Origin of the sequence: Persicitalea sp., assembly GCF_041751555.1 — a bacterium.
Classification (GTDB): domain Bacteria; phylum Bacteroidota; class Bacteroidia; order Cytophagales; family Spirosomataceae; genus Persicitalea.
Genome location: NZ_JBGSXF010000067.1, coordinates 1 through 13288, shown reverse-complemented (window position 1 = coordinate 13288; position 13288 = coordinate 1). Strand labels below are relative to the sequence as shown.

Here is a 13288-nt window from a genome sequence, read left to right as displayed (position 1 = left end):
ATTCTAATAAAACTAACGGATACTCAACCCAAGTTGGAACAACTTTGTATTCTGTGACCTACGAAGGTAGTAATACTGTTATCAAAGCTCTTGACTCGGCAACCGGTGCAGAAAAGTGGCGGTATTCTCCAACTCAGAAGGGAGAAAGCATTTCTCTTACATCTTCGATAAGTGTTTCAGGAAATTCATTGGCTACGATGATAACCCTGGTGTCTGGGGTGGGAACAAATCCTACGTATATGCTCAGAATAATCGATGCCACTACGGGCAAATTCAGATGGGAGACCCAATTATTGGGACCAGCACTTTTTCCGCTAGTGGTTGGATCTAAGGTATATGTGGCAGACAATGACGTAATTAAAACCGCATTTACAAGAATAAAAGCTTTCGATGTCCAAATGGGTGTTAAAATTTGGGAAAGCCAGCAAGTAAGGTCTACATCTCCGATGTGTATGATTTCTGCTGATGGACAAGGTTACTACGATCCCCGATCCGGAATGCAGCAATAGAATTATCTACTCAACTTGTAATTTTTATCATAGGCTAATGCACCAAACAAAACCATGAAACCCTACAAACCCTTCTTCCAAAGCCTATACTTCCTACTGGCCGTTACTCTCCTGAACTGCGGCAAAACCAAGGACGACCCCGCGCCCGGCGGCGGTACCGCTGCCAACCCAACCATCACCACCTTCAGCCCAAGCTCGGGCAGCGCGGGTGATCGGGTCTTGATCACGGGGACGGGCTTTTCAGCTACTTTGGGAAGCAACAAGGTAAAATTCGGCAGCACCGAAGCCTTACTCGACTCGGCCTCCGCCACGCGGCTGGTGGTGCGCGTTCCTAAGGACATCGTTTCGGGTAAAATTTCTGTGGAAGCGGGCGGTAAAACGGTGGCTTCGGCTACTGATTTTACCGTGCAGCAAAAGCCCGTGTCGTTCGTCGGCACAGCGGCTACGGCTAACACTGCGAGTGGGGTCACGGTGTCGGAGGCCAGGATCACGTCCAGCATCGACAAGGAAGGCAGCAACAGCGTCATCCAGCACGGCCATATTTGGAGCCTCAGCCGTGCGGAGCCGACCCTCGAAGGCTTCAACGCCACTACTGAGGGAAAAACGGAACTCGGACCGCTGCCAGCGGGGGCGGCGTTTCCCTTTAAGTTCGAGAGTGGATTAAAAGGCCTTTTACCGTCGACTTCCTACAAAGTGCGCGCTTACGCTACGACGGCGCAGGGAACCGTCTATGGGCCAATATCCTCCGTAGTGACATTGTTACCCTGTCAGTTGAAATCCATCAACATAGGAAATACAACCGAATTGCAAATTGAATACGACAATAGTCAGAGAATCAGCAGGATGATCAACTCACATGGTAACACCGTAAGGTACACCTACAATGCCGAGGGATATGTGACTAAATATGAGTTTACTTTTGCGGGGTCAAACAACCCATTCAATGTAGAAACCTATACCTACTCTGAGGGGCGTCTGAGCGGGATAGAGGTCAAAACAAACGGTTCAACCACCAGAAGCAATACTTACACCTATGATGCGCAGGGCGGGGTAGTTAAGAAAACTGAAACAGCGGCAACCTACCGGATAGAATATACCTACGATCAGGGAGTTCTGACGGGCGTCGTTCACACCCGGGGAGCGAATAGCCCAGTACTGTACACGGTAACTAACGGGAAAGTAGTTAAAATCGATTATGGAAACGGAAACTACAATACCTATGCTTACAATGCAGAGGGAAGCTCTACTAAATCTGAAAGGTTCACCGATGGAAAGCGAACATCCTGGACAGACGCTAAGTACGACAATACGCCCAATTACGGACTAGCCTTGCTTGCTCGCAAAGGCTGGCTACCCGAGCAGGTTGCCGACGGTGGTGGCCCTAATCTGATAACAGGTGGTACTCAGCCGACTAACTATACTGAACTGATTAGTCAAAGTTACGATGGTGGCGGGAACCTGGTGGTGAGAACCTCTCGTAAGAAATACACCTACGAAAAAAATCGCGTGATGAAGTACGACTATAGCTACTCAAACACGGCTGATAACTCTCAGGATGAGGCTTCCACTTATACTTTCGTTTATCAGGGTGAGTGTAAATAACTGTTAGCTGGTTCTTCGATTTTCGCCGATCACAAAACCTTCACAAATGAAAAGATTTCTCTTACTCTTGCTGTTGTCCACAGCCATTAGCTGCAAGAAAAAAAGCGATCTCCAACCCGAAAGTATCAGCGGTCAGTGGGTCGGTAAGGGCTACGAGTGTCCCACCGGAACGGCAATTCCCGAGGAGATCGTTGAAATAGTTGAGGATCAAGGAAAAATAACCGCCACGAAGAAAACGGGTGACCAGTGCGTCCCAGCGGGCAAGGTGACTTTTACCGGGACTTACGACGAGGCAAAGAAGATTTATAATCTGAAATGGACAACAGGTACGCCCAACTCGCCAGCGTCATCAACTTCTACGGCAGGAACCCTAACCGTCATTGACAACAATCACTTAGAGACCACATTTTCAAGTAATCCAAGTGTAACGTTCACGCGCAAGAAATAAAAGGTTTCTGTGCCTTTAAACCAAATTCCCACGAGCAAAAAACAACACCGAATAAACAAACAAAACCACCCACGGAAGCCCATGCAGTATCAGATCACCCCAGTCGGTGAGTTTCATACCTTGCGCTCCGCCCAGCACCCAACGGATTTTGCCCATGATGTGGGGTTCTGGGGAAATGGGGCCAGTCCGGGAGTCAGGCTGGCCAGTAGGGCATAAAGAACGTTGCGTTCTGATGGTTTCATTGCTAGTACCATTCATCCGCCAAATCCACGTCCGGCGTCCATTTTGGGAAAGAACCCCGGTATAGCCACAACGCTAACTTCTCTTCTTTGGTCATTTCGGACGCGGGGTTGGAGTTGTCTTTCTTCAAGACGCAATAATCACCACCGCTTGCTTTTCCATAGGATTAGGGCAGGCCGATGGTGAGTTTAGTGTTTTCGTCGATCCAACGATTGCATTTCAAGGCTTCAATAACTATAACTCGATTTCTTGCTGTTTTCTGAATATCCAATTACCGCACAGACGATTAGTCTGAATCGGTAAATAAATGGCTGTATTTTCTTTTGGCTCTAGTTCTGCTCTGGATCGTACTTTTCTTTGGGCTTTGAGTGTTCTGATGTTCGAACGGGTTTTTGTTAAAATTATAGGCTAAGCAGAAATGCAGAAAAAAGATAATGTAAAAGCATTCAGAATGAAACTCAAACCGGGGTGCGTTGAGGCATACAAACAACGCCACGACGAAATCTGGCCTGAACTCGTAGCTTTACTCAAGCAGTCCGGCATTGTCGAGTACCACATTTTTCTCGATGAGGAATCGCTCCTTCTCTTCGCCTTCCAGAAAATAGCTTCTATTCCGCAGTTTCCCGAAGATATAGCTAAAAACCCTATCATGCGCCGCTGGTGGGCGCATATGGCAGACCTCATGGAAGTAAATCCCGACCAGTCTCCTTTGGTCGTAGCTTGCCCCGAATTATTCAGACTCTGAGGGAATTCCAGCACAACCCTTCCTTCATTACAACTACCGTTCGAAAGCTCTAAAGCATTTCGAGGATTACAAATTATTGCTTTTTGGATAAATTGTAAGTACTTGTTTACCTTATCTACTGTATAAGAGATCATTGTAGTTCGCGAAATGAGAAAATTTAAAGTTTTTCGCATAAAAATTTAAAATCATTTGGATAGTGATTTTGTAGGTTATAGTTTTGCATAGACTTACTTAGTGCGTTAGGTTATCCTATATGAACTCCACTCGTTGGCTTATTGTGATGTTGCTCTTCGTGGCGACCGGACTGAGTTTTCTGGATCGGCAGGTACTCTCGATTGCCATCATCAAGATTCAGGAAGAGTTGTCGATCAGCGATGTCGAATACGGCATGATCAACACTAGTTTTCTCATCAGCTACGCAGTCATGTTCACGCTGGGCGGTTGGCTCATCGATAAGGTAGGCGGAAAAACCGGACTAGCGCTTTCGGTAGGGGTGTGGTCGATTGCCAACTGCCTGCATGGGTTGGTCGCCAACGTCACTCAACTCATTGCCTTCCGGTTCTTACTGGGGGTAGGAGAGGGGGGCTGTTTTCCTGGTGCTGCTAAAACCGTGTACGAGTGGTTTGACAAAAAGGAACGGGCGATGGCCAACGGAATCGCTATTGGCGGAGCGGCCATCGGGGCAGTGATTGCCCCGCCCCTGACGATTTGGCTCGCCGATCTGTACGGATGGCGAGGCGGTTTTATCGTTCCGGGCGCCATTGGTCTGGTATGGGTGGTAGTTTGGCTCCTAGTCCCTTGGAAAAACAAACAGAAAAAAAACACTCCCAAGTTACTTCCCGTAGCCCCCAAGCCCAACGCTGTTCCTTTTGGCAAACTTCTGAAAAACAAAGAAGTATGGGTCTTTATTGCCATTCGATTTCTGCTCGATCCAGTTTTTTATTTTCTAATGTTCTGGATTCCCAAGTACCTAAGCGAAGTGCGCAACGTGTCGTTTGAGCGGATTGGCAACCTCTTCTGGATTCCATTCCTCGCCCTTGGCGTAGCTAACATCATCGGCGGATGGCTCTCGGATCGACTCATCAAGCATGATTTTTCGATCAACAAAGCCCGCAAAACGATCATGGGTGCGGCCGCCGCACTGACGTTGGTAGCGCCTATGATCGAATGGGTAGACAGCGTGGAAGTAGCCATTGCCCTCATGTCAGTATTTATGTTTGCCCACGGTTTCTGGATCACCAACTACATCACGGCTATCTCAGATATGTTTGGCCAAAGAGCCACCTCCTCCGTGGTCGGACTGAGCGGTACCGCCGGGGCCGTAGCGGGCTTGTTATTGAACCCGCTGATGGGATTGATTATCCAGAATTATTCGTACCGCCCGCTTTGGATCGCTTCCGGCATGTTATATCCCCTTGCTTTTCTTTTGCTGGTTTTGGCGATCCCCAAGATCAGGGCCGTTTACGGCGAAGAATCCCTGATTGTAGAACCCATCGTACTCAAATAAAGGGCATCGAATTGGTGCTATGAAATACGCTGTGTCATTTTACTTAGTGCGTTAACACGATAACCAGACAACGAAACATGAATTTCAATCAAGAGGCAGAAACTACTTACGACAACCACGCCGTCACCTTCAAGCACCGTCGGCGCAGCCGCCCTCGCATTGGTGTCTTTGGCGTAGGGTACTTTAAGTACTGGAGCCAATTCGATGGTCTGCTCGATCATCTGCTGGCGAAGCAGGAGGTTTTCAAAGAAAAGGTAGATCAGGCAAGCGATGTGGAATTGATCGACTTTGGCCTCGTGGACGATGCCGCCAAGGCCTACGCGCTGGTGCCGAAGCTGAAAGCGGCCAACCTCGATCTCATTTTTTGCGACATGCTTACCTATGCCACGTCCAGTACGTTCGGCATTATCATCAAAAGCATCGACACGCCGATCGTTTTGGTGGCGCTGCAGCCGGACAAAGCGCTGGACTACGAGAATGCGTCCACTTACCTGCAATTGTACAACGACGATATCTGCTCATTGCCTGAGTTCACGGGAGTGGCGGTAAGGATGGGAAAAAAAATACCGGAAATTATCATTGGCACTTTGCACGATGACCCCGCTGCGGAAGCAGAGATTGCGGAGTATTGCCGGATTGCAACGGTCCTGCACGACTTGAAAACCGCCCGCATTGGTCACATTGGCCACCCGATCGAATCCATGCTGGATATGCACTCGGATTCTACCATGCTCACGGCGCATTTTAGTCCGCACATCGTGCAGTGCGAGGCAAACGAAATTGTCGCAAAGTACCGCACCGCCACGGAAGATGAAATACGGGCGGTCGAAGAACGAATCCTCGATTTTTTCGACACGCCAGATCCGGTATCCGATCCTATTTCCGAAAAGCTAAGAAGGGAAGACCTGCGCGTAGCCGCCCAGGCTATGGTGGCGCTGGAAAAATTTGTCGAAGAGAGAAATCTGGATGGACTAGCCTATTACTACGACGGCGAGGAGGGCAGCGATGAGCGGGTCGTGATGTCTAACTTAATCGTGGGTAATTCGCTGCTGACTGGTGCGGGTTTCCCGATGTGCGGCGAGTCTGATCTAAAAACCTGCATTGCCATGCTCATCATGGAGCGGCTGGGCATCGGCGGTAGTTTCGCCGAATTTCATCCCGTCGATTTCAAGGAAGGATTCGTGCTGGTAGGCCATGATGGGCCGCATAACGTTACCATCGCCGAGGGGCGTCCGGTGCTGCGGAGTCTGAAAAAGTACCACGGCAAGCCTGGCTTTGGGGCGGGTGTAGAATTTCAAATAAAGGAAGGCCCCATCACGATGCTGAGTATCAGCTCGACTTACGAAGGGAAATTCAAGTTTGTAATTGCCGAGGGCGAATCCATCAAAGGCCCGATACCGCCCACGGGCAACACGAATACACGTGGCTTCTTTCAACCCGATGTCAGGACGTTCTTAAAAAAATGGATGATGGAAGGTCCCACGCACCACTTTGCGCTTGGGATCGGCCATCAGGCCGAGACGATTCGAAAGATCGCCAACTACCTGAATATTGAATCGGTCATCATCTCTTGAAGTACGACTGCCTTATCACTAAACCCTTTAATCATGAAAACAAATTTCAAAAATCGCCGGGTTTCTTTACTCTTGTGTTTTTTCCTGACCATAAGTTTGATCTCCCCGCTTCTGGCTCAGAAATCGCCCGTCCGCGGTACGGTAACTACTACTGAAGACGGGACGCCGCTCGTGGGCGCCACGATCGCGGAGAAGGGTACCAACAACGGCACTACGACTGATGCCAACGGAGCGTACCAGCTGAATGTCTCACCCAACGCTACGCTGGTTGTAAGTTTTATAGGCTACAATTTTAGAGAAGTACCTGTGGGCAACCGTTCGGTGATCGATGTGGCCCTCGAAGCGGACTTGCAACAACTGCAGGACGTGGTAGTCGTGGGTTACGGAACGCAACGCAAAAAGGACATCTCAGGATCGATCACCCAAATTTCCGGTGAGCAACTTCTGCAGCCATCGGCCGTGAGTTTCGATCAAATGCTGCAAGGCAAGGCACCGGGCGTGCAGATCAACCAAACTACCGGTGCACCTGGCGGTAACGTCAACGTGCTTATCCGGGGCGTGAGTTCGATCACGGGCGGCAACCAACCGCTCTACGTAATCGATGGTTTTGCGCTCAGTCCGGGCGGCGGTGGTTCCGACATGCGCGACTACGGAAATAACAGCTATTCCTCTACGGGCATGGCCCGAAACACCGCCAACCGAATCAATCCGCTGGCTTCCATCAATCCCTCTGACATCGAGTCAATCGAGATTTTGAAAGATGCTTCCGCGACCGCAATTTACGGTTCACGGGGGGCGAACGGCGTCATTATCATCACGACCAAAAGAGGAAGTTACGGCAAATCACAAATTACGGTGGACGCCTCGTATGGTATTCAGGAAGTAGCCAACAAACTAGATATGCTGAACGCCCGGCAGTACGCCGAGTACGTGGCCGACGGGCGCGACAACGCCTATGTCTTTTCGGGCGGCAATGCCTCCGATCCCAATTCCAAGCGCCCGGCGTCCCAACGGGTCAGGCCTGAATTTCGCAACCCGGAGTCAATTACGACGGATACCGATTGGCAGGATGTTCTTTTTCGATCGGCCCCGGTGCGTAACCTGCAGGTTTCCTCTACGGGCGGAAATGAGAAGACACAGTACTTCATCTCCGGCGGGTACTTATCACAAGAAGGTATTATCGTCAACTCCGACTACAACCGTTTCAACCTGCGGGTCAACGTGGATGCACAGGTGAGCAAGCGGGTAAAGATTGGTACTTCGACCTTCGGCTCCTTTGGCTTTGGCCGCTTTGCCAATACCGAGTCGCACTACGGACAGGGCGGCTTAATCTCCAACGTGCTGGCAGCCTCACCTACCATTCCGGTGTATGACGACGAAGGAAACTACTTCTTCGATCAGGCCGATGTCACGGACGGCCTGGGCTTTCTGGCCAATGTGCTGTCGGTGAGCGAAGGTACCCAGGATATGCGCCGGGTCATGGATGTAGTGACGAACAATTTTGTGGAGATCAACCTGACCGATGAACTGACCTTCCGAAGCTCCGTGGGGGTAAATTTCAATAGCAATAACATTCGGTTGTGGCGCTCGTCCGCTGTACCCAATTTTACTTCTTTAAATCATCCAGCGACTGCGGGTACTTCTAAGGCTGAGACTCTGAACTGGCTCAATGAAAATACCTTGACCTACAAGCGGGTGTTCAACAACAAACACTTTGTGAACGGATTAGTGGGTTTCACAGCTCAAAAAAACCGAGTCGATTTGGTAACGGCGGGAGCCACCGATTTTCCGACCGAGTACGTTCCTTACATCTCGGCAGGAATTGTCAACGCGGGCACGCAGACCGTCAATGAGTGGGCGCTGCTATCGGGGATGGCCCGTATCAACTACTCCTACGATGGCAAGTACATGCTCACCGCCACCATCCGGCAAGACGGCAGTTCGCGCTTTGGCTCAAATAACAAATGGGGTGCTTTCCCCTCGTTCTCGGTGGGATACAACATCGCCGAAGAAGATTTTATGGAAGATGTGCGCTTCGTCAGTAATCTGAAACTTCGAGCCAGCTACGGTATTTCGGGAAATAACCAAATTGGTGACTACACGCATATCGGCCTTTTATCTGCGACCCGATATGTGCGTAACAATGCGCTCAATCCGGGCTTGGTGCCGCGCACGCTGTCGAATGACAATCTGACCTGGGAGAAATCCAAGCAAACCAACTTCGGACTGGACATAGGTTTATTTAAAGATCGGGTCTCGATTACCGCCGATCTGTACCGCGATTTGAAAACCGACCTGCTATTGGCTGTCCAGCTACCGGCTGCATCTGGATTTAATAGCTCTACCCAAAACATTGGCGACATCGAAAACAGGGGTTTTGAGTTGGGCATTCAAAGTACCAACATTCAGAAAAGCAGCTTCCAATGGAATACCAACCTGACGTTCAGCAGAAACCGCAACGAGGTACTTCGGCTGGCGACTGAGGGGGGGCGAATCTCTACCTCTCCTTTCCAGATTACGCAGGTAGGCTCGCCGATCTCGAGCTTTTTTCTGATCAATAAACTGGGTGTATTCATGAACAGCGCCGAGCTGGACGGGGCCGCCTTGCAGCACCCCCGCACGCAGGCGGGTGACCTGAAATTCGAAGACGTCAATGGCGATGGGGTGATCAACCAAAGCGACCGCAAGATCGTCGGCACGCCCTGGCCTGATTTCACCTGGGGCTTCAACAACAACTTTACTTTTGGCAACCTGAGCCTGGATGTCAGCCTCGTCGGGTCGCAGGGGGCCTATACTTATATGGAGTCGGGAGCCGCCTTTTTGGGTGCTACGGCGGTGCAGAACAATCATGTGCGGACCGATCGCCGGTGGCGTTCTGAGGCTGATCCGGGTGATGGCATCGTTCCCCGCGCGATTCGCAACAACTACGCCATAGGCTTTGGTACCTCTTCTAACTTCCTGTTCGATAATTCATTTGTCCGAATCAGGAATGTAAAGCTCTCCTATAATCTTGCCAAAAAGGTAACAAATCGAATGAAGCTGAACAGCCTGACCGTCTACGCTAACGTCGCCAACGTGTTCACCTTCACGGATTACCCCGGTTACGACCCCGAGTCGAGTACCACGGGCGACAATGTGGTCAACGCCGGTATCGACTATAACAACTACCCGCTGCCGCGCACCTACACCTTTGGTATCAGAACCTCATTCTAAATCTACTCAACCATGAAAAAGTACATCGCAATTATTTTCGCGGGAATAACCCTGTCGGCTTGCTCAGATTTCCTGACCCTGGAACCCGCGTACGAAATCAATGAACTCTCCTTTTACAAAAATGCCCAGGATTTTGAAACGGCTTTGGTAGGAAGCTACTCTGGCTTGCAGGGGCTCCACAATGCGGAGATCGTGTACCTGGGCGACCTGACGACCGACAACGCCGAAATTACCTGGACTTCGCCCACGGTGGCGGAAAGTGAGCTGGACGAGGCCAATTTTACGCCTCCCAACAGTATTCTCAATACGGTTTGGGACAATTGCTTTACAACCATCGCCCGCAGCAACAATATCCTGTCGCGACTGGATGCGGTCGAGCTGACCCAGGCTCGGGAAAGCCGCTTTCGGGGTGAATCGCTATTCCTGCGTGCGTACAGCTATTTTTATCTGGTTCGTCTTTTCGGAAATGTACCCGTGGTCGATGTGGCCTTCCGCAGCCCGAACGAGATATTGGATTTCGACATGACCCGTCGCCCCGCTGACGAAGTCTATGCGCTGATCATAAAAGACTTGACTGAGGCGGCAAGTCTTTTGCAGGGAGTGGCGCAGCAGAGCAAATCTCAGGCCTCAGCCGGAGCAGCCAAGACGCTACTTGGAAAGGTGTATCTCACTCAAAAAAAGTATCAGGAGGCAGCAGGAGTATTGAAAGAGGTGATCGACGGCAACAAATATTCGTTGAATCCAAGTTACGCCAAACTTTTCACCAACGGCAATGACGAATTATCAGAGTCTATTTTTGAAATAAAGTACCTCTCCGGTAACGTGGGGGAAGGCAATAGCTTTTCCACTCTTTTTACGCCTCCCCGCTTCGACATGGCCATCTTCCCGAATAATATGCAGGGAGCAGGCCGGATCATCCCAACTCGACAAGTAGCCAATGCCTACGAAGCAGGCGATGTAAGGAGAAAGGTTTCTATCGGAGACTCCGTAAAATTAGTTACGGGCAACTACGCCAGGGATTTGCACGGTTTGAAATTCGTGGACTTTACGACGGGCGTTGGCGGCGACGGCGGTATTAACTTTACTGCTCTTCGCTACGCCGATGTGCTACTCATGTACGCCGAAGCTTTGAACGAAAGCGGACAAACTGCGGCTGCCTTCCCCTACCTCAACCAGGTGCGTGTACGAGCAGGGCTTGCCCCGCTGGCTGGACTATCTCAGACAGCATTCGCCCGCGCCATCGAGCGGGAAAGAAGAGTAGAATTTCTATTGGAAGGTCACCGCTGGTTCGACCTCGTTCGCACCGGACGCGCGAAGGAAGTAATGAATGCCTATTTCGCGGAGGTAGGTTTGAAGTTCTCGCTCGAAGACCACGAACTACTAATGCCCATTCCTTTGCGCGAAATCGATATCGATCCCAAATTGGGCCAGAATCCGGGGTACTGATCTTAATTTTGAATTAATGAATTTTGAATGATAGAATAATGAAGCCAGCGAAACTACCAATATTTATACTGATTCTGAGTACTTTGACTATATCGGGCTGCAAAGAAAAGGCAGGTAATTCCTCCGGTAAGGAAAAACCCAATGTCCTCATCATCCTGACCGACCAGCAGACCAACGATTGCCTGAGCTTGATGGGGAATCCCAATTTGCATACGCCCTACATGGATTCGCTGGCTCGCCGGGGCGTGTACTTTACGGAATCTTACTGCACCTCGCCCGTATGCGGGCCTTCGCGCAGTAGCTTGCTGACGGGACGAATGCCCCACGAGACGGGGGTAGTTTGGAACTCTACATTCATCGATCCCGCCGTGCCGACCATCGGCCAGATTTTCGCCGAGGCGGGCTATAACACGGCCTACGCGGGCAAGTGGCATTTGCCAGAAGGCTACCCAGCTCAAAAAGACCGCGATTCCATTGCTGGATTCAAAGTGATTCCGTTTCAATCGTTGGAGAAATCCTGGGACAAGGGAGCAGAAACCGACGGCCCCATCGCCGATGCTGCCGTAAAGTACCTCGCCGACTATGATGAGGACAAGCCGTTTCTGCTGGCCGTGTCGCTGCACAATCCGCACGATATTTGCTACGTGCCGCGTGAGCCCGATGCCTACGCCAAAGCGCCTGAAATTGATGCACCTTTACCGCCCTTACCCGCCAACTTCAACCCCGCGATGAAGGAACCGGAATTTTTGGAGGAAAAGCGACTGATGGATCATTATGGCGACGAACTACTCAAAACTAAGGACTACACCGAGGCTGACTGGCGAGCGTATTTGTATCATTACTACCGCTTTGCCGAAATGGTGGACGCCGAAATCGGAAAAATATGGAACGCCCTCCGGGAACGCGGATTAGACGAAAACACCATCATCGCCTTCACCAGCGACCATGGCGACGGGGCGGCTTCGCACCAGTGGGCGGCCAAGTTGAGCCTGTACGAAGAGGTAGTTACCGTTCCCTTCGGCATCAGTTGGCCGGGCCAGATTCCTGCCGGACGGATTGACCGACAGCAACTCGTATCAGGTATCGATTTAACGCCTACGCTATGTGCCTACGCCGGAATAGCAACGGATAGTTTTACCGGGAAAAGTCTAAAAGAAGCTATTGAAAAACCCGAGCTGCCGCATCGCGAACATTTGGTAGTGCAGTTGGAGGACGACAAGCTGGACTCCACCCGACACGCCCGCCTGATTCGGAATCATCGCTTCAAGTACAATGTGTACAACTCCGGAAAAAACGATGAACAGCTTTTCGACTTGTGGAACGACCCCGGCGAAACCGAAAATTTGGCTTACGATACCAACTACCAGACTATAAAAACTCGTCTCAAAACCAATCTTGGCGAATGGATGATTCAGAATAAAGACAATGCACTCGAACCATGAACAGACATTTCATCACAAAACTCCTGGCTGCTCTCACGGTCCTCGTATACCTGTTTGGCAGCGATTCCTCTTCCCCGATCCGGGCACAAAGCCTGGACAAAATGCGAGAAGGCTTCAAAGATCCGGGCGGAACCGCCCGCCCGAAAGTGTACTGGTGGTGGCTCAACGGCCATACCGACACGACGCTTCTGAAAGAGGAACTGCGCAGTATCAAAGCCGCCGGGCTGGGCGGCGTCGATATATTCGAGATCGGCTTCCGGCCCGATGGCCTGGTTCCGGCGGGGCCTGCCTTCATGGGCGACGAGTCGTTGAATACCATCGTCACGGCCATCAACGAAGCCACCAAACTGGATTTGGAAGTAGGCCTAAACTTGGCGAGTAGTTGGAATGCCGGGGGAAGCTGGGTCACGCCGGACTACGCCGCCAAGTCGCTGTATGTTTCCAAGACTTCCGTCAATAAGCAGGGACAGCAGTCAATCGAAGTACCTTTCCCGGAAATTCTGCGGGAAAGGATTATCGGGGGAAGAAAACATATTATAGAGTTTGCCGCAGACGGGAAGCC

Annotated in this window: 10 protein-coding genes; all 10 read left to right on the top strand. The window is 50.8% G+C overall.

Annotated elements, in window-relative coordinates:
* Nucleotides 1–509, top strand: a 509-nt coding sequence (locus ACEW8P_RS02240) for a PQQ-binding-like beta-propeller repeat protein (protein WP_373511486.1), incomplete at its 5' end; no start/stop codon positions are given.
* 54 nt (nt 510–563) lie between these two features.
* The gene (locus ACEW8P_RS02235) at nt 564–2111 is read left to right on the top strand and encodes an IPT/TIG domain-containing protein (protein ID WP_373511485.1); all 1548 of its coding nucleotides are present in this window, start codon (nt 564–566) and stop codon (nt 2109–2111) included.
* Nucleotides 2112–2157: 46 nt separating this feature from the next.
* Nucleotides 2158–2559, top strand: coding sequence for a hypothetical protein (locus ACEW8P_RS02230; RefSeq protein ID WP_373511484.1), 402 nt, complete (start codon nt 2158–2160; stop codon nt 2557–2559).
* Nucleotides 2560–3250: 691 nt separating this feature from the next.
* Entirely contained in the window at nt 3251–3544 is a 294-nt protein-coding gene (locus ACEW8P_RS02225; protein ID WP_373511483.1) for an L-rhamnose mutarotase, read from the top strand.
* Nucleotides 3545–3797: 253 nt separating this feature from the next.
* Nucleotides 3798–5051: an MFS transporter gene (locus ACEW8P_RS02220; RefSeq protein WP_373511482.1), complete on the top strand. Its 1254-nt coding sequence runs from the start codon at nt 3798–3800 to the stop codon at nt 5049–5051.
* A gap of 77 nt (nt 5052–5128) precedes the next feature.
* Nucleotides 5129–6625 (top strand): arabinose isomerase, encoded by a 1497-nt coding sequence (locus ACEW8P_RS02215; protein WP_373511481.1) that lies wholly within the window; start codon nt 5129–5131, stop codon nt 6623–6625.
* A 33-nt stretch (nt 6626–6658) separates the two neighbouring features.
* The gene (locus ACEW8P_RS02210) at nt 6659–9838 is read left to right on the top strand and encodes a SusC/RagA family TonB-linked outer membrane protein (protein WP_373511480.1); all 3180 of its coding nucleotides are present in this window, start codon (nt 6659–6661) and stop codon (nt 9836–9838) included.
* 12 nt (nt 9839–9850) lie between these two features.
* On the top strand, nt 9851–11284 hold the full coding sequence (locus ACEW8P_RS02205; RefSeq protein WP_373511479.1) for a RagB/SusD family nutrient uptake outer membrane protein: 1434 nt from the start codon (nt 9851–9853) through the stop codon (nt 11282–11284).
* Between the two features lie 38 nt (nt 11285–11322).
* On the top strand, nt 11323–12726 hold the full coding sequence (locus ACEW8P_RS02200) for a sulfatase (RefSeq protein ID WP_373511478.1): 1404 nt from the start codon (nt 11323–11325) through the stop codon (nt 12724–12726).
* Nucleotides 12723–13288, top strand: a 566-nt coding sequence (locus tag ACEW8P_RS02195; protein ID WP_373511477.1) for a glycosyl hydrolase, incomplete at its 3' end; no start/stop codon positions are given. The genes ACEW8P_RS02200 and ACEW8P_RS02195, both read left to right, overlap by 4 nt.